15 protein-coding genes and 1 tRNA gene are annotated in these 17,614 nt (G+C 66.3%); 8 read left to right on the top strand and 8 right to left on the bottom strand.

Annotated features, from left to right (window positions below):
* Complete coding sequence (locus AC5RVZ_RS17900) at positions 1–1,098, bottom strand: ABC transporter permease (protein ID WP_494067116.1); 1,098 nt, start codon at positions 1,096–1,098, stop codon at positions 1–3.
* Positions 1,098–2,678 (bottom strand): sugar ABC transporter ATP-binding protein, encoded by a 1,581-nt coding sequence (locus AC5RVZ_RS17895; RefSeq protein ID WP_494067115.1) that lies wholly within the window; start codon positions 2,676–2,678, stop codon positions 1,098–1,100. The genes AC5RVZ_RS17900 and AC5RVZ_RS17895 overlap by 1 nt, the downstream gene beginning before the upstream one ends.
* Positions 2,679–2,977: 299 nt before the next feature.
* Here AC5RVZ_RS17895 and xylA point away from each other — a divergent pair, with 299 nt between their 5' ends.
* The 3 genes from xylA to AC5RVZ_RS17880 are packed head-to-tail and all read left to right on the top strand — an operon-like array spanning position 2,978 to position 6,695.
* Complete coding sequence (gene xylA, locus AC5RVZ_RS17890; RefSeq protein WP_494067114.1) at positions 2,978–4,165, top strand: xylose isomerase; 1,188 nt, start codon at positions 2,978–2,980, stop codon at positions 4,163–4,165.
* Positions 4,166–4,215: 50 nt separating this feature from the next.
* A complete protein-coding gene (locus AC5RVZ_RS17885; protein ID WP_494067113.1) occupies positions 4,216–5,655 on the top strand; it encodes an FGGY family carbohydrate kinase in 1,440 nt (479 codons plus the stop codon).
* Positions 5,652–6,695 (top strand): aldose epimerase family protein, encoded by a 1,044-nt coding sequence (locus AC5RVZ_RS17880; protein ID WP_494067112.1) that lies wholly within the window; start codon positions 5,652–5,654, stop codon positions 6,693–6,695. The genes AC5RVZ_RS17885 and AC5RVZ_RS17880 overlap by 4 nt, the downstream gene beginning before the upstream one ends.
* 49 nt (positions 6,696–6,744) lie before the next feature.
* On the opposite strand, the gene AC5RVZ_RS17875 is transcribed toward AC5RVZ_RS17880, so the two are convergent.
* Positions 6,745–7,962 (bottom strand): ROK family transcriptional regulator, encoded by a 1,218-nt coding sequence (locus AC5RVZ_RS17875; protein WP_494067111.1) that lies wholly within the window; start codon positions 7,960–7,962, stop codon positions 6,745–6,747.
* A gap of 131 nt (positions 7,963–8,093) precedes the next feature.
* On the opposite strand from AC5RVZ_RS17875, the gene AC5RVZ_RS17870 reads away from it, so the two are divergent.
* Complete coding sequence (locus AC5RVZ_RS17870) at positions 8,094–9,161, top strand: Gfo/Idh/MocA family protein (protein ID WP_494067110.1); 1,068 nt, start codon at positions 8,094–8,096, stop codon at positions 9,159–9,161.
* A gap of 102 nt (positions 9,162–9,263) precedes the next feature.
* Here AC5RVZ_RS17870 and AC5RVZ_RS17865 read toward each other — a convergent pair.
* The 5 genes from AC5RVZ_RS17865 to AC5RVZ_RS17845 form a co-directional block, all read right to left on the bottom strand.
* Positions 9,264–9,336, bottom strand: a tRNA-Lys gene (locus AC5RVZ_RS17865).
* Positions 9,337–9,447: 111 nt separating this feature from the next.
* Entirely contained in the window at positions 9,448–10,524 is a 1,077-nt protein-coding gene (locus tag AC5RVZ_RS17860) for a PQQ-dependent sugar dehydrogenase (RefSeq protein WP_494067109.1), read from the bottom strand.
* 3 nt (positions 10,525–10,527) lie between these two features.
* Positions 10,528–11,097, bottom strand: a complete 570-nt coding sequence (locus AC5RVZ_RS17855; RefSeq protein WP_494067108.1) for a hypothetical protein — start codon at positions 11,095–11,097, stop codon at positions 10,528–10,530.
* Between the two features lie 156 nt (positions 11,098–11,253).
* Complete coding sequence (locus AC5RVZ_RS17850; RefSeq protein ID WP_494067107.1) at positions 11,254–11,679, bottom strand: hypothetical protein; 426 nt, start codon at positions 11,677–11,679, stop codon at positions 11,254–11,256.
* Between the two features lie 144 nt (positions 11,680–11,823).
* Complete coding sequence (locus AC5RVZ_RS17845; protein WP_494000036.1) at positions 11,824–11,979, bottom strand: hypothetical protein; 156 nt, start codon at positions 11,977–11,979, stop codon at positions 11,824–11,826.
* Between the two features lie 72 nt (positions 11,980–12,051).
* On the opposite strand from AC5RVZ_RS17845, the gene AC5RVZ_RS17840 reads away from it, so the two are divergent.
* The 4 genes from AC5RVZ_RS17840 to ilvN all read left to right on the top strand — a co-directional run bounded on the left by AC5RVZ_RS17840 (position 12,052) and on the right by ilvN (position 17,585).
* Complete coding sequence (locus tag AC5RVZ_RS17840; RefSeq protein ID WP_494067106.1) at positions 12,052–12,969, top strand: LysR family transcriptional regulator; 918 nt, start codon at positions 12,052–12,054, stop codon at positions 12,967–12,969.
* Positions 12,970–13,110: 141 nt separating this feature from the next.
* On the top strand, positions 13,111–14,814 hold the full coding sequence (gene ilvD / locus AC5RVZ_RS17835; RefSeq protein WP_494067105.1) for a dihydroxy-acid dehydratase: 1,704 nt from the start codon (positions 13,111–13,113) through the stop codon (positions 14,812–14,814).
* A 354-nt stretch (positions 14,815–15,168) separates the two neighbouring features.
* On the top strand, positions 15,169–17,070 hold the full coding sequence (locus tag AC5RVZ_RS17830; protein WP_494067104.1) for an acetolactate synthase large subunit: 1,902 nt from the start codon (positions 15,169–15,171) through the stop codon (positions 17,068–17,070).
* Positions 17,071–17,072: 2 nt separating this feature from the next.
* A complete protein-coding gene (gene ilvN / locus AC5RVZ_RS17825; RefSeq protein ID WP_493979937.1) occupies positions 17,073–17,585 on the top strand; it encodes an acetolactate synthase small subunit in 513 nt (170 codons plus the stop codon).
* Positions 17,586–17,614 lie beyond the last annotated feature (29 nt).

The raw sequence follows: 17,614 nt of genomic DNA, 5'->3' as shown, positions 1-17,614 counted from the left end.
TCAGTCCTGCTGCTGTTTGGTCACGTACGGGCGCTGGCGGGCGGCGGGTTTCTGTGCCTGCTGCTGAGCCTCGGCGGGGGGAGCGTCGTGCCGGGGCGGAGCGTCTTCGGGGGGTACGTCGCGCCTTGAGCGTTTGCCCATATTGAGGGCGTATTGCTGTACGCGGCGGTCGAAGACCACCCCGGCGACGATGCAAAGGCCGGTGACGATGCTGAAATAGACGGGGTCGACGCCGTTGAGGCGCAGGCCTTGCTGCAGGGTTGCCAGCAGCAGGCCACCGACGACGGCGGCCCACACGGAACCGCGGCCGCCGGCAAGGCTTACGCCTCCCAGGACGGCACCGGCGATGGCAATGAATTCGTACCCTCCGCCCAGGAAAGCCTGCACAGCGCCAAGGCGGGAGGCAATGAGGACGCCGGCGGCACCGGCCAGCATCCCGGAGACAACGAAAGTGCCCATCCTGACGCGGAGGACGTTGACGCCGGCCACGTTCGCAGCGTCGGCTCCGATGCCGATGGCGTATATGCGCCGGCCGAACACCGTCTTGGCCAGGAAAAGCTGCATGATGACCAAGAGGATTGCGGCGATCCAGAAGGCGCTCGGGATGCCCAGGAAGCGGCCGTAGACGATGTCTGAAAAGCCCGGCGTCGTCACCCCTTGGAGGGGTACCTGTTCTGTCAGGACGATGAGCAGTCCACTGGCGATGTTCAGGGTGGCCAGCGTGACGATGAAGTCGTTGATGCCAAACTTGGTGATAAGCCACCCGTTAAACAGGCCGAATACCGTGCCGGTGGCGACCCCCACGAGGACGCCCACCAGGGTCGGCGCACCGCTAATCAGCGCCCACATGGTCGTACCGGCGCTTAGCCCGGCTACCGTGCCGACGGACAGATCGATGCCGCCCGCGACGATGACGATTGCCACCCCCACGGTAATCAGCAAGACGGGGATGGCGTTGTTGATGTAATCCGTGAGGCTCCCCGGTTGCAGGAAGACAGGCGACATCAGTTGGAAAACGATAACCAGGACGACCAGGGCGACTGCAATGGGAACGCCGCTGGTCGACAGTGTGCGGGACACGGTCCGTTGGAGATTCATCACTCGCTCCTGCCGGCGGATAGCGCCAGAATTCTGTTCTTCACGCCCTCAAAGTTCCCGGCGGCCAGTTCCTGCGGCAACGAGGCCACTGAACCCACGAGCCGGCCTTTTTTCATGACCAGCACACGGTGGCTCAGCTCCAAGAGCTCGGCGATTTCCGAGGCGATAACGATCGCCGCCCCGCCCGCGGCGACAAAATCACGGATGAGGTTGTGAACCTCCACCTTGGCCGAAACATCGATGCCCTGGGTCGGTTCGTCGAAGATCAGCAGTGACGGCTTGGTGTTCAGGCAGCGGGCCACAATGGCCTTCTGCTGATTGCCGCCGCTGAGGTTTCGAATCTTCTCCTTGACGCTTGGGGCGCGGATCGCCAGGCGCTGCCGGTAGTTTTCGGCCTGGGCCATTTCATCGCGGCCCTTAAGCAGGAAACCCAGCTGCGTGACCCCGCCCAGACTGGAGATCGAAATGTTTTCGGCCACGGAAAATTCCGGCAGAATACCCAGCTGCTTGCGGTCTTCCGGGAGCATGGCCAACCCGTGGCGGTATGCCGAGCTGGAATCGCGGAGGCGGAGGGGTCGCCCGTTGAGGTGCATCGTTCCGCTGCTCATCTTGTCCAAGCCCATGATCACCCTGGCCAACTCGGTCCGCCCGGCACCAGCCAGGCCCGTTATGCCTAGAATCTCGCCCTTGCGAACCGACAGCGAGATGTCCTTCAAGACGTGGCTGCGGTGCACATTCTCCAGCCGCAGCACTTCCTCGCCGGCGTCGGCCGCAGTGTGCGGCGGCGTGCCGCTGGCCGCACCGAATTCGCCGGCTGCGACTCCAAACATCATGCCCAGCAGGTCATCGACGTCCGTTTCTGCGATGGCGGCAGTTCCGGCGTTGGCCCCGTCGCGGAAGACGGTGGCGGTGTCCGCCAGACCGAACAGTTCCTCCAGGTGGTGGGTTACCCACAGCAGCGGTACGCCCCGCGCCCTGAGCTTGCGCATGTGCTCGAACAGGTGCCGCTTCTCTTCTTCTTCGAGCCCGGAGGTCGGCTCGTCCAAAATCAGGACGCGGGGGTCGAAGGCCAGTGCCTTGACGATCTCCACCACCCGCTTTTTCAAAGCACCGAACTCCCCAACGGGAAGCTTCAAGTCCTCCCGGGTGAGCCCGAAGTCGGCGGCCAGTTGCTGTACGCGCTCTTCCATGCCCTTGCGGTCAAGCCTGACCTTCAAACCGAGGAATCGGGCATTGACCTCGCGGCCCAGGAAGATGTTGTCCAAGGCCGTGAGCGCCGGCACGAGCGACAGCTCCTGGTGGATGGTCGTGATGCCTGCGTCGAGGGCGTCGCTGGGATGGCGGAACCGCACTTCTTCCCCGGCCAGGGTGACAGTGCCCGCATCCGGGGAGACCACGCCCGACAGCACATTGATCAGCGTGGACTTGCCGGCCCCGTTGCCTCCCAGCAGGGCATGGATCTCGTCGGGCCGGATGTCCAGGCTCACCCCGCGCAGGGCGGTCACGCCTTGGTACTGCTTCACCACGCCTTCAACTTTCAGCAGCGGAGAATGACCGGCAGGTTCGGTGGGGTGCGCCATGGGATCGCTCCTGTTCGTCGCTGGAGGTGAGGCGGCACGTGAAGCTCGGTGTGTGAGCAACATCATGTGAAAACTCAATATAGTAATCAGTCACAACAAATGCAATAGCTTTTTTCCGCTGCCGGGGATGACACGGCTCGTGCCAGCGGCCCGCGCAGGGGCCGCGGGCGATGTCGGGCCGGAGGCGTCGGCGGCTTAGCAGGGTGCGAGCGGCCCGTGCGGCCGGTGACCCGTTGACTTGGGCCGCCGCGGCTAATATGTTGTTGCTCACTATTATTGCTTCATGATGGGAGAGGGCAATGAGGCAGCCGAGCCGCGAAGACAAGTTTTCCTTCGGCCTATGGACGGTGGGATACACGGGGGCCGATCCCTTTGGCGGTCCTACCCGGTCGCACGTTGATGTCGTTGAAGTGGTCGAACGCCTGGCCGGTCTCGGGGCGTACGGCTTGACGTTCCACGACGATGACCTCTTCGCCTTCGGCAGCAGCGAGGGAGAGCGGCAGAAGCAGATTGACCGCCTGAAAGGTGCCCTCGAGGACACGGGCCTTCAGGTTCCGATGGTCACGACGAACCTTTTCAGCCCCCCGGTTTTCAAGGACGGTGGGTTCACCTCCAACGACAGGGCCGTCCGGCGGTTCGCGCTCCGAAAGGTCCTGCGGAACATTGATCTGGCCGCAGAGCTCGGGGCCCGGACTTTCGTCATGTGGGGCGGCCGCGAGGGCGCAGAGTACGACGCCGCCAAGGACGTCCGGGCAGCCCTTGAACGGTATCGGGAAGCGCTGGACGTTTTGGCGGCCTTCGTGACCGATCAGGGGTACGACCTGCAGTTTGCGATCGAGCCCAAGCCCAACGAACCCCGAGGCGACATTTTGCTGCCGACGGTCGGCCATGCGCTGGCGTTCATCGAAACCCTGGAACGGTCCGAACTTTTCGGTGTAAACCCTGAGGTCGGACATGAACAGATGGCGGGCCTGAACTTCACCGCCGGCGTTGCCCAGGCGCTGTACCACGGCAAGCTGTTCCACATCGACCTCAACGGCCAGCGGGGGGTGAAGTACGACCAGGATCTGGTCTTTGGCCACGGCGACCTGCAGAACGCTTTCTCTTTGGTGGACCTGTTGGAAAACGGCGGCCCGAACGGCGGCCGGGCTTACGACGGTCCGCGCCACTTCGACTACAAGCCGTCGCGGACCGAGGATGCCGGGGGAGTGTGGGATTCGGCTGCGGCGAACATGCGGATGTACCTGCTGCTGAAAGAACGGGCCGCCGCCTTCCGCTCGGACCCGGACGTACAGGAAGCGATGAGCGCTGCCCGCGTCACCGAACTGGCGCAGCCGACCCTAGGCGAAGGAGAGTCCTACGCCGAGCTGCTCCAAGACCGTTCCTCGTATGAGGATTTTGCCCCGGAGGGGTATTTTGACGGCTCCGGGTTCGGGTTCGTCAGGCTTCAGCAGTTGGCTATGGAACATCTGCTCAACGCGCGCTGATCTGCCGGAACCGGTGAGGTTTAGGCTCGGCCAACGTATCTGGAGGCATCGTGGCGCTTGTCGCGGGTGTTGATTCTTCGACGCAAAGCTGCAAAGTGGTGTTCCGGGATGCCCGCTCCGGCCGGGTGGTTTCCGCGGGGCGGGCCACCCATCCGGCGGGCACCGAAGTTGACCCGGAGGCCTGGTGGAGTGCGCTGCAGGCGGCGCTGGCCGAGGCGGGAGGTCTTGGCTCGGTCAGCTGCCTTGCCGTAGCAGCACAGCAGCACGGGATGGTGGCCCTCGATACGGAGGGCCGGGTGATCCGGCCGGCTTTGCTCTGGAACGACACTCGCAGCGCGGGCGCTGCCGCTGCCCTGGTGCGCGAAGTGGGCGCCGATGAATACGTGCAAAGGACGGGGCTGATTCCGGTAGCGTCTTTCACCGCGAGCAAACTGCGGTGGTTGCGTGACGCCGAACCCGCCAATGCAGCAAAGGTCGCCGCGGTCGCTCTTCCCCACGACTGGCTCACCTGGCGGCTGCGTGGGTATGGACCGGCCGCTTCAAGTCCGCTTGGGCCGGTCCTTGAAGAACTCAGGACAGACCGGTCGGATGCCAGCGGTACCGGCTATTGGGATCCGGAGGCGAACCGGTACGACATGGATCTGTTCACTTTGGCCCTCGGACATGCTGCCATCGTGCCCCGTGTCCTCCGCCCCCATGAGCCAGCTGGAAAGACACCCGGGGGAGTCATTCTGGGCGCGGGAGCCGGAGATAATGCCGCTGCGGCGCTGGGCCTGAACGCTTCCGGCCAGGAAGCCATCGTTTCGATCGGCACCAGCGGAACCGTGTTCGCCTCGTCCACCGAACTCCACCGGGACAGGACTGGTTCCGTGGCCGGCTTTGCGGACGCTGCAGGCGCCTTCCTCCCGATTGCGACCACGCTCAATGCAGCCCGCATCCTGACGTCGGTCGCCGAGGTGCTGGGCGTCGACAACGACGAGCTCTCGCGTCTCGCCCTGGAGGCACCCGCCGGGGCCGGGGGAGCCGTCTTGATCCCCTGGTTCGAAGGGGAACGCACCCCAAACCTGCCCACTGCGACGGGCAGTCTTCACGGGCTGTCGCTGACCGCAATGACAAGGCCCAACCTTGCGCGCGCTGCCGTTGAAGGGATGCTGTGCAGTCTCGCCGTCGGGCTTGATGCCCTGCGGAAGGCCGGTGCCCGTCCCGAGCGGGTCCTTCTGATCGGCGGGGGCGCGCAGAACCGGGCCGTACGGTCGATTGCCGCACAGGTCTTCGACATGCCGGTCTCGATTCCGGTACCCGGCGAGTACGTGGCCGAGGGTGCCGCGGTGCAGGCCGCCTGGGTCCTGGGTGGAGTACGCCCTGACTGGCCGCCGCACTTCGATGCGGAGCTGCGACCCGATCCGCGGCCTCTTATCCGGGATCAGTATCGCAGCCATGCCGAACCGCAAGAGACGTGGTTCCGCCGTCACAACGAGGGCGCGGCGTGAAGAAGCAGGTGGGCTTCGGCAGGCAGGAGACGGGACTGGTCCTCGCCAATGCGCGCAGCACCCGACTGACGGTGGACCCTTACGGAGCCAGGATCGTCGAACTGCTCCTGCCGGACAGGGGCGGCAGGCTCGAAAACGTGGTGCTGGGATTCGACTCGGTGGACGACTACCGCCGCCACGCGAACTGCTACCTAGGCGCAACGATCGGCCGGACAGCGGGCCGCATTGCGGGCGGCCGTTTCTCCTCAGCAGGGGTCACCTTTCCCGTTGCCGCGAACGAGGGACGGAACCATCTCCATGGCGGACCCAGCCGAAGTTTTGACCGCGTCCTGTGGTCCCGATCGGATACGTCCCCGGAGCCGGCGCAGGACGACTTTGTCAGTTTTGAATACCGCAGCCCCGAAGCCGAAGAAGGCTATCCGGGAAACCTCTCCGCGCGGGTCCGGTACTCACTCTCCGACGCCAACGAGCTGTCGATCCTCTTCACGGCCAGGGCGGATGCGGACACCCCGGTGAATATGACCAATCACGCTTACTGGAATATGGACGGGGACGGGGCGGGGCCCGTCACCGATCAGCAGTTGATGGTTGACGCGGATTACATCCTGGCTACGGATTGGGAGCTCATTCCGACCGGTAGCCACCTGCCGGTCGCCGGGTCGGCTTTCGACTTCCGCAAGCTGAGGCGGATCGGAGCCTTCCTGCCGAAGTCGGGCACCGAGCCGTGGCCGGGCATCGATAACACGTTCCTGTTCAATCCCGGCAGGGACAGCGCCAAGCCCGCGGCAGTACTTTACTCTCCCAAAACCGGACGCATGATGGAGCTGTACACCACGGAATTCTGTCTTCAGATCTATACAGCGAACCGGCTGCCACCGCTGGCCGGCCGCGGCGGAACCGTCTACGGGCCCGGCAGCGGCATATGCCTTGAGCCCCAAAAAATTACCGATTCCAGCCGTTTCCCCGACTTTCCCTCAGTCGTCCTTCCGGCCGGAACGGAGTACCGGCACCTCAGCCGATACCGGTTCTCGACAACATGAAACCGGTCGAGCAGGAGCAGCGCCCCCTCGTCGCGGGACCCGCGCCAGGTCAGGCGACGAAGGAGTAGGCAGCCGGGTCGGCCAGGAGGTCTGCGAATACCAGCTCAGCCGCGCCGACCATGAGAAGATTGGCGCCGAGCTGCGGCCGGGAAATGTGGACGCTCTGGTGTGAAACCGGCAGTGATTCCCGGGAAACGAGGCGCTCCAGCCGCTCCGGATCAGCGGCGTGCAAGGAACCCAGAAAGCCGCCCAGGATGATCAACTCCGGATTCAGGATGTTGATTGCATTGCCAAGGGCAATGGCGAGGTACTCCTGCTGCCGGTCCACAACAGCCCGAACCTTGGCAGAAGTGGACGAAAGCAGCGCCTCCTCCAGTTCGTCCACGTCTGCGGATGCCAATCCGAGGGCGGCAAGCAGGGCATCGCGGGTAACTTCGGACTCCAGGGTGCCTCGGGCGCGGGCAGTATCAAGCCCTCCGCCGCTTCTAATCCGGGTGTGGCCCAGCTCTCCGGCATGACCGGCGACGCCCGTCAGGGCGTGGCCTCCGCTGATGATCCCGCCGCCGATGCCGCTCGCCCCGCCATTGAGATAAATCAGGTCGCTGACCCGCCGGGCGGCCCCAAAGGTCCTTTCGGCAAGAGCACCAAGGCTCGCATCGTTGGCCGCTTTCACGGGATACCCGGTGGCAGTGGCCAGCATTTCGGCAATCGGTTCATCCGTCCACTCCAGATGCGGGGCCAGCCGCACGAGCCCGTCCCGGGTCCGCACCAAACCCGGTACCGCGACGCCGATCCCTGCGATTCGGGTCCCGTCGGTCTTCATTCCCTCAATGATCGCCGCACTGATGTTCACTGCCTCCCGGACGCTGGGAGCCTTGTCCGTCTCGTAGCGGATCCGTTTTTGGACAACCCCGCCCAGGCTGACGGCACCGACGGTCACCGCGTCGATCTCGGGATTGACCGCGATCGCCACCGTCGCCGGGTTGGGGCGCACGACGGCACTCGGCCGCCCGACACCGTTACTTGAGTCAGGGCTGGTTTCCAAGACCAGTCCGAGCTCGGCCAGCTCGCCGACCAAGGCGCCGACTGTCGACCTGTTCAGCCCTGTTTTCCGTGTCAGCTCGGAGCGTGGGACGGGGCCGGCATGATGCACGAACTGAAGAATGGTGGAGAGGTTATGCCGGCGAATGCTGTCGAGGTTGTTCCCCGCCCGCTGGGCCGGCAGCCGCCCGTGACTGGTGCGCGCCGGCGCGTCTGCTGAATTCAACCAAGCCTCCCTGGATTATTGTGGACAAGAAACAACTGCGTAACTTATCGTTCAACCGCAGGCTACTCCGTCCCGCTGCCATCAATTGTTAATTCCTTGAACAAATTATGGCACAAGAGTAATCTTCCGGTATGTCTTACGCCGAAGGTCCTCTGCGGCCCGTCCGGACCGGTTTGGTGGGCTACGGGCTGGCCGGCAAAGTCTTCCATGGGCCCTTCCTCGGTGCCCTTCCGGAGTTCTCCTTGGACGTCATCGCGACGGCCAACCCGGAACGCAGGCTTCAGGCCGCCAGGGACCATCCCGACGCGGAGATTGTTGCAGACGCCAACGAAATGCTGACCGGGGGCCTGGATCTGGAACTGGTGGTGCTTGCCGGCCCTCCCCACACCCATGTGGACCAAGCGCTGGCGGCTCTGGACGCAGGCCTGGCCGTGATCGTGGACAAGCCCTTCGTGCCGACGGTCGGCGACGGCGAGCAACTGATCGAACGGGCAGAACGCGTCGGGAAACCCCTGATCGTGTTCCAGAACCGCAGGTGGGACGGGGACTTCCAAACCGTGCGCAAGGTGCTGGCCGAGGGGCATCTGGGCCGGGTCTATCAGTTTGAATCGAGCTTCGAGCACTGGGCACCCAAAGTCGTCGACCGCTGGCAGGATACGACGCCTCCGCAGCTGGCCGGCGGGATCACCTTTGATTTGGGCAGCCACCTCATCGACCAGGCCCTGGTGCTGTTCGGTCCGGTTGAAGAGGTGCGTGCCGACGTGCGCACCGTACGCGATGGCGGCGGCAACGACGACGTCAGCCTCGTTGAGCTATTCCACTCGAACGGCGTGCGTTCGCGGCTCTGGATGAGCCGGGTGGCGGCACAGGCCGGGCCCCGCTTTCGCGTTCTGGGGACCGAAAACGCCTACGTCAGCTACGGCCTGGACGGCCAGGAGCCTGCCTTGGCGGCGGGTGCAGTCCCAACTGATCCAGGGTTCGGCACCGAGCCCGAAAGCACGTGGGGCACGCTCGGCATCCGGGCGCCGGGCCACCCGGCACCCGTTGCTGTGCCGACCGAACGAGGCGACTACCTTGGGTTTTACCGGGCCGCGGCTCAGTCGATTCGGGGAAGCGGGCCCATCCCGGTCGATCCCAGGGAGGCTTTGGAGGTCGTCCGGGTGATCGAACGGATTCATGAACTCGTGGGGCCTGGCTAGGGAGGCTGCGGCCTGTCACTTCTCCGGACACGTTGCTCAGCCGTCCGCAGAACGGAAAACCCCGCCTGACCAGGCTTGCGCCGGTCAGACGGGGTTTGTCTGTGCACCCCCCGGGACTCGAACCCGGAACCCATTGATTAAGAGTCAATTGCTCTGCCAGTTGAGCTAGAGGTGCAGCTGTCGGTGAGGGTCAGGCGGCGGTCTCCCGGAAGCTTTTTCCCTCGCAACGACATGTAACTCTAGCAGGACATTTCCGCGAATGTGAAATTGAGGCGGCCTTTGTCGCCTACTTCACAGAAACGGCCAGCATCCGGTCCTCGTCGGTGCCGTTGGTGAGCACCCAGAGCCGGCCGTCCGGGGCAGCGGCCACGTCACGCAGCCTGCCGTATTCTCCTTCGTAGAAGGCCTCGGGCTCTCCGGCCTCGGTGCCGTCGAGCTCTACCCGCCACAGCCGCTGGCCGCGCAGCGCAGCGATCCACGCCGTCCCGTCCACCAGTGCCATGCCGCTGGGGGAGGCATCGGCCGTGGACGGCCAGACCACCTTGGCGTCGATGAACCGCTCGTCGCCGGGGGCTCCGGTAACGTCGGGCCAGCCGTAGTTGCCGCCGGGCTCAATCAGGTTCAGCTCGTCGTCCCGGTCGGGGCCGAATTCCGTTATCCAGAGCCGGCCGTCGGCGTCCCACGCCAGCCCCTGCACATTGCGGTGGCCGAAGCTGTAGACCGGGCTGTCACCGAAGGGGTTGCCGGGGGCAGGGTTGCCGTCGGGCGTGACCCGCAGGATCTTGCCGCCCAGGGAGGAGAGATCCTGGGAGCGGGAGGAATCGGAGGCGTCGCCGGTGGCGATGTACAAGTAGCCGTCCGGGCCGAACTTGAGCCGTCCGCCGTTGTGGATCCCGGCTTTGGGAATGCCGGTGACGATTTCCTGCCCGTCGCTGAGCCGGCCCTCGTCCCAGCGGTAGCTGAGTACCCTGTTGTCCTCCGGCGAGGTGAGGTAGACGTAGAGCCGGGCATCGGCGTCGAAATCCGGGCTGGGCTCCAGCCCCAGCAGGCCGGCCTCGCCGGTGGTTTCCAGCGCAGATTCCACGGGCACGGCGGCAACCGTTTCGCCGTCGACCACGTGTTTGATCAGGCCGGTGTCGTTCTCGGAGATGAGTGCGCTGCCGTCGGGCAGTACGGCTATGGACCACGGATCGGCCAGGCCCGAGGCTGCCGCCTCCACGTCCGGGCTGGTCCCGGCGCCGCCGCCGGTGTCCGGCCGGCCGCTGCCGCCGCTGCAACCGGCCAGGACGGTGGACAGCGCCACGGCCAGGGCCAAGGGGGCAAACCGAAGCGGCAGGATGCGCCGATCCGCTTCGTCGTCCATCCGTCAGCCTCGTTTCCGGTTCGCTCCGTCTCCATCCTCGGCCTCGACGGACGGTTCGATGACCGCCTCGCCCGCGTAACCGAGCCATTCGGTCTCATCGTAGAGCGGTTTGTCCGTGACGGCCGCCTGCTCCGCTGCCGCGTCCTCGACATCGGCCGGCACCGGCTCATCGGCGCCGAAGCCGCCGGCGGCCGCCGTGCCGGTGTCGCCGGGGGACTCCGGCATGGTCTCCTCCACCATCAGGTCCTCGTCGGCGGCCGGCGCCGTGCGGCCGCTCGCGGGGTTCCCGCTCGCCGTGCCGGAGGGGGCGGGCGCTAGGTTCAATGGCGTGGTGGCGGCCTCGGAGGGGGCGTGCGTCAGGTTCGCAGGCGTCGATCCCGCCTCGGACGGGCCGTGTGCCAGGTTCGACAGTGCGGGGGCGGCCTCGGAGGCGGCGCGCGTCGGGTTAGTGGGGGTGGGGGCGGCCGGGGAGCCGGCCTCCGGGGAGCGGGACTTGCGGCTAAGCAACCGGCACAGCAGGGCGGTCACGATGGTGGCTGCGAGGGCGGTCCTGATTCCCCATCTCCGGTCCATGGCCTTCACCTTCGGTTGATGGTTGTGCTGCATCCGGTCCCGACGTTACGTGCGGGACAGGGCAGTGTCCATAGCCGCCCGAGGCCGTTCCCGGTGGCGGATCCGTGAGGCGGACCGGGAGGTCGAGGCGATGCTTTGCGGGCCCGGGGCGAGCGGCTAGGCCCGGAAGATCAGCTCCGCCATGAAGCTGTGGAAGTCGGGCTGGTCTTCGGACTGGTCGATCGTGTGGCCCTCGGCGGGCAGCCGGCCTTCGGCCTGGACACCGAACCGGAACGTCCTGCCGGTGCTGGTGCCCACTTCGTATTCCCCGCCGCCGAGCTGGACTGCATGGGACATGTTGGTCATGTTGATCGCGACGGGGGTGCCGCCGGCCGTCAGCGCGGAGCCGTCGAATGGCGCTATGACCAGCTCTTGCGGCCGCCAGCGGTAACCGATCACGTAAAAGTCGCCGGTCCCGCCCTGCGCCCGGTGCGTATCGTCCTGGCGGCCGCTGGCGAAGACGAGGTTGTAGTCGCCGTAGTTGGGAATCTGGGAGTCAAAGATGGCGCTGAGCGCGTCCTTGAGTTCGTCGCTGGTGGGCATGTGGCCTTCGGAAGTGCGTGATCGGGCGGGGGAGCTGGCGCCTGCGGCGCCGGAAGCGCGGGGCGCTGCCGTCAGTCTAAGGAACCGGGCCCACAAAAAAGCGCCTGGCCCATGTGGTGCCCGGCGCTTGAATGAAGGGGGAAGTCAGACGGCGTCGACCGCTTTCACCGGCATGGCCGAGTGGTCGGTCTCCCACGTGTGGCTACGCGGCACCGGGCCGTGGTCGCGGCGGACGACGACGGCGAGGCGCGCCAGGACGGCCGCCATCCCTACTGCGGTCAAGGCAACTGAGACTGTCATGCCACTATTGTCAACCGGGGCAACCGTCAAGTTCAAGCTAATGTTACTTACCTCACTATGTAGTATCTCTTTATGGACATGAGGCGGCTGCAGATTTTGCGGGAACTGGGCGACCGCGGGTCCGTGGTCGCCACCGCCGCTGCGACGAAGATCACATCGTCGGCCGTCTCGCAGCAGTTGAAGGCGCTGCAGCGGGAGGTGGGCGTCACGCTGGTGGAGAAGGCCGGCAGGGGAGTGCGGCTGACCGAGGCCGGGCTGGCCCTGGCCGCAGCCGCCGCGGACGTCTCCGCGGCGATGGAGCGGGCGCAGGCCACCGTGGACGGCTACCGCAGCGGCTGGCAAAACCAAATCCGTGCCGCGTTCTTTCCCAGCGCGGCGGAAATGTTCCTGCCGGGCCTGATGTACCGGCTGCAGGAGATCGAGGGGCTGCACTTCGACCCCTGCCTGGAAGACCCGTCCGTCGAGGGGTTCCTGCCGCTGGCGGCCGACTACGACCTGGTGCTGGCCCACAGCCAGCAGGGCGTCGAGGCCTTCGCCCGCAGCGGCATCACCGTGCTGCCGTTGCTCGACGAACCACTGGACGTGGCCATGCCCGCCGGCCATCCTTTGACGGCACTGGACGTCCTCAGGCCGGAGGACGTGGTGGACCACCCGTGGATCGGCGTCCCGCAGGGCTTTCCGTTCGAGCAGGTGCTGCGCCAGATCGAAGCACGCACCGGCAGGCTCGCCAAGCGCACCACACGCTACGCCGACCTGCGCGTGATGGAGGCCATGGTGGCCGCCGGTCACGGGCTCGCCGTGGTGCCGCGGTTTACCTCCCGGAAGGCGCAGTCCACCCGCGGCTTCGTGATGCGCCCGCTGGAGGGGATCCGCGCCAGCCGGACCATCGTGGTGCTGGCCCGCAGCGACGTGGCCGAGCGCAGCAGCGTGCACCGCGTGATCGGAATGCTGCAGCAGGAAGCGGCGGCGATCGCCAGCCAGCAGGGCTGATGGCGGCCGGAACCGGGCAGCCCGGACCAGGGCTGAGGGTGGCCGGATCCGGGCAGCCCGGGCCGCGGTCGCCGGGCCGGGCGAGGCACCGCCGTCGTAATATGGCCCTGCCATGGCGGCGCGGGTCATAGAATCGATGCCATGAGTGCGGACGCAACCCCAGACATCAAGCCCCGTAGCCGGGTAGTAACCGATGGCATCCACGCCGCTCCGGCGCGCGGCATGCTCCGAGCCGTAGGGATGGGCGACGAGGACTTCGTCAAGCCGCAGATCGGCATCGCCAGCTCGTGGAACGAAATCACCCCCTGCAACCTGTCGCTGAACCGGCTGGCCCAGGGCGCCAAGGAAGGCGTCCACGCCGGCGGCGGTTTCCCGATGCAGTTCGGCACCATCTCCGTCTCCGACGGCATTTCCATGGGGCACGAGGGCATGCACTTCTCGCTGGTCTCCCGCGAGGTCATCGCCGACTCGGTGGAGACGGTCATGATGGCCGAGCGACTCGACGGTTCCGTGCTGCTGGCCGGCTGCGACAAGTCGCTGCCGGGCATGCTGATGGCCGCCGCCCGCCTGAACCTCTCCTCGGTGTTCCTCTACGCCGGCACGATCATGCCCGGCTTCGCGAAGATGGAGGACGGCTCGGAGAAGGAAGTCACCCTGATCGACGCCTTCGAAGCCGTGGGGGCCTGCGCCGCCGGCAAGATGAGCCGCAAGGACCTGGACTCGATCGAACGCGCCATCTGCCCGGGCGAAGGCGCCTGCGGCGGCATGTACACGGCCAACACCATGGCCTCCATCGGCGAGGCCATGGGCATGTCGCTGCCGGGCTCGGCCGCGCCGCCCTCGGCGGACCGCCGCCGCGACAACTTCGCGCACAAGTCCGGCGAGGCCGTGGTGAACCTGCTGCGCAAGGGCATCCGCGCCCGCGACATCATGACCAAGAAGGCCTTCGAGAACGCCATCGCGGTCACCATGGCCTTCGGCGGCTCCACCAACGCCGTGCTGCACCTGCTGGCGATCGCCCGCGAGGCGGAGGTGGACCTGACGCTGGACGACTTCAACCGGATCGGCGACAAGGTCCCGCACCTGGCCGACATGAAGCCCTTCGGCCGCCACGTGATGTTCGACCTGGACAAGATCGGCGGCGTCCCGGTGGTCATGAAGGCGCTGCTGGATGCGGGCCTGCTGCACGGCGACTGCCTGACCGTGACCGGCAAGACCGTGGCCGAGAACCTGGCGGCCATCAACCCGCCGGACCCGGACGGCAAGATCCTGCGCGCCCTGGACAACCCGATCCACAAGACCGGCGGCGTGACCATCCTGCACGGTTCGCTGGCTCCCGAAGGCGCCGTGGTTAAGTCCGCGGGCTTCGACGCCGACGTCTTCGAGGGCACTGCCCGCGTGTTCGAACGCGAGCAGGGCGCCCTGGACGCGCTGGACAACGGGCAGATTAAGGCCGGCGACGTGGTGGTCATCCGCTACGAGGGCCCCAAGGGCGGCCCGGGCATGCGCGAGATGCTGGCCATCACGGGTGCCATCAAGGGCGCCGGGCTCGGCAAGGACGTGCTGCTGCTCACCGACGGCCGGTTCTCTGGCGGCACCACCGGCCTGTGCATCGGGCACGTGGCGCCGGAAGCGGTCGACGGCGGCCCGATCGCGTTCGTGCGCGACGGCGACGTGATCCGCGTGGACATCGCGGCCCGCAGCTTCGACCTGCTGGTCGACGAGGCCGAGCTGGAAGCGCGCCGGGTGGGCTGGGAACCGCTGGCGCCGAAGTTCACCACCGGCGTGCTGGCCAAGTACGTCAAGCTGGTGAACTCCGCCTCCACCGGCGCGTACTGCAGCTGAACCACGACGGCGGGCGCCTCCCTCCGCGGGGCGGGCGCCCGCCGTCGTGCCCCTCCCCGGGCGCAGAGTCCATCCTTTGGACTCAGGTGCCCAAATAGTGAGACGGCGATGTCTCAGGTTGACACTGATATCCGCGTGGCACGAGACTGAAGCCATGCAAAGCGTATCCGTGGTCGTCCTTACCAAGCGCGTGGCGTAACCGCCCGTCTGGCACGACCACGTCACGCGCGAAACCCCATCGGAGCCAACCGGCTCGACGGGGTTTTTTTATTTGCAGAAGAGAACAGGGCCTTCCCCCGCTCGCGGAGGACGGCAAGCACATCAGAGAACATAAAGATCCGCAAAGGAAATCCGATGACTAAGGGATCGCCAATCAGCCCCTCGCTGATGGCCAATAAGGCGCCGGCCTCGTCCGACGCCCTCAAAACCAAAGATGTAGCTGCCTCTGTCTCTTCCGTCGTGGACGGCCTCGGCCCGGTAGTCGGGCCGAACAACATCGTGCCGCCCACGGAAATGACCGGCTCACAAGCCGTTGTCCGTTCGCTGGAAGAACTGGGCGTCGATGACGTCTTCGGGTTGCCGGGCGGGGCCATCCTCCCCACCTACGACCCGCTCATGGATTCGGCCAAGATCAACCACGTCTTGGTCCGTCATGAACAGGGTGCAGGCCACGCCGCACAGGGTTATGCCATGGTCACCGGCCGCGCCGGTGTCTGCATTGTCACCTCCGGCCCGGGGGCCACCAACCTGGTCACCGCCATTGCCGACGCGCACATGGACTCGGTGCCGATGGTGGCGATCACCGGGCAGGTCTCCTCGGCCGTGATCGGCTCGGATGCGTTCCAGGAAGCGGACATCGTCGGCATCACCATGCCGGTCACCAAACACTCCTACCTGGTCACCAAGGCGCAGGAGATTCCACGCGTGCTGGCCGAGGCGTTCCACATTGCCACCACCGGCCGCCCCGGCCCGGTGCTGGTGGACATCACCAAGGACGCCCAGCAGTCCACGATGAGCTTCTCCTGGCCGCCGAAGATCGACATCCCCGGCTACCGCACCGTGGTCCGCGGGCACTCCAAGCAGGTCCGCGAGGCCGCCAAGCTGATCGCCGCGGCGGAGCGCCCGGCGTTCTACGTGGGCGGCGGCGTGATCAAGGCCCACGCGTCGCAGGAGCTGCGCGAGCTGGCCGAACTGGTGGGCGCCCCGGTGGCCACCACGCTGATGGCCCGCGGCGTGTTCCCGGACTCGCACCCGCAGCACGTGGGGATGCCGGGCATGCACGGCTCCGTCTCGGCGGTGACCGCGCTGCAGCAGGCCGACCTGCTGATCACGCTCGGCGCCCGCTTCGACGACCGCGTCACCGGCGTGCTCAGCACCTTCGCCCCGGGCGCCAAGGTGATCCACGCGGACATCGACCCGGCGGAGATCTCCAAGAACCGCACCGCCGACGTGCCGATCGTGGGATCGGTCAAGGAGATCATCCCGGAACTGGCCGAGGCCTGCCGCGAGCGGTTCGCCGCCGAAGGAACCCCGGACCTCTCCGCCTGGTGGGCCACGCTGCACCGGCTGCGCGAGACCTACCCGCTGGGCTTCGCCGAGCCCGACGACGGCCTGATGGCCCCGCAGCAGGTGATCCAGCGGATCGGCGAGCTGACCGGGCCGGAAGGCGTCTACGTTGCCGGCGTGGGCCAGCACCAGATGTGGAGCGCGCAGTTCATCAAGTACGAGCGCCCGCACGCCTGGCTGAACTCCGGCGGCCTCGGCACCATGGGCTACTCGGTGCCGGCCGCGATGGGCGCCAAGGTGGGCAACCCGGACCGCGTGGTCTGGGCCATCGACGGCGACGGCTGCTTCCAGATGACCAACCAGGAACTGGCCACTTGCCGGCTGAACAACATCCCCATCAAGGTCGCGGTGATCAACAACTCCTCGCTGGGCATGGTCCGCCAGTGGCAGACCCTGTTCTACGACGGCCGGTACTCCAACACCGACCTGAACACCGGCCACGACACCGTGCGCGTGCCGGACTTCGTGAAGATGGCCGACGCCTACGACTGCGTGGGCCTGCGCTGTGAACGTCCGGAGGACATCGACGCCACGATCCAGCAGGCGCTGGCGATCAACGACCGCCCCGTGGTGATCGACTTCGTGGTCAGCCCCAACGCGATGGTGTGGCCGATGGTCCCCTCCGGCGTGAGCAACGACCTGATCCAGATTGCCCGCGACATGACCCCCGAGTGGGAAGAGGAGGACTAGGAATGTCCCGCCATACCCTTTCAGTGCTGGTGGAGGACGTCCCGGGCGTGCTGACCCGCGTCGCCAGCCTCTTCGCCCGCCGGGCGTTTAACATCCATTCTCTGGCCGTCGGCCCCACGGAAGCAGACGGGTTTTCCCGCATCACCGTGGTGGTCGAGGCCGAGGGCGACCTGCTGGAGCAGGTCACCAAACAACTGAACAAGCTCATCAACGTCATCAAGATTGTCGAGCTGGTTCCCGAAACTTCCGTGCAACGCGACCACATCCTGGTCAAGGTCCGCGCGGATGCCGCAACACGGCTGCAGGTAACCCAGGCAGCAGACTTGTTCCGCGCCTCCGTGGTCGACGTGTCCACCGACTCGTTGGTCCTGGAGGCCACCGGCACCGCCGATAAGCTCGAGGCCCTGCTTGCAGTGCTGGAGCCGTTTGGCATCCGCGAAATAGTCCAATCCGGAACGCTGGCCATTGGCCGCGGCTCCCGCTCCATGAGCGACCGCGCGCTGCGTTCCGCCTGATTCCTTTCCACGCAATCCCAACAGGAGAA

This window comes from Arthrobacter sp. Cza30 (assembly GCF_059090765.1).
Note: the sequence above shows the minus strand (reverse complement) of the source record. Positions and strands in the feature narration are given on the sequence as shown.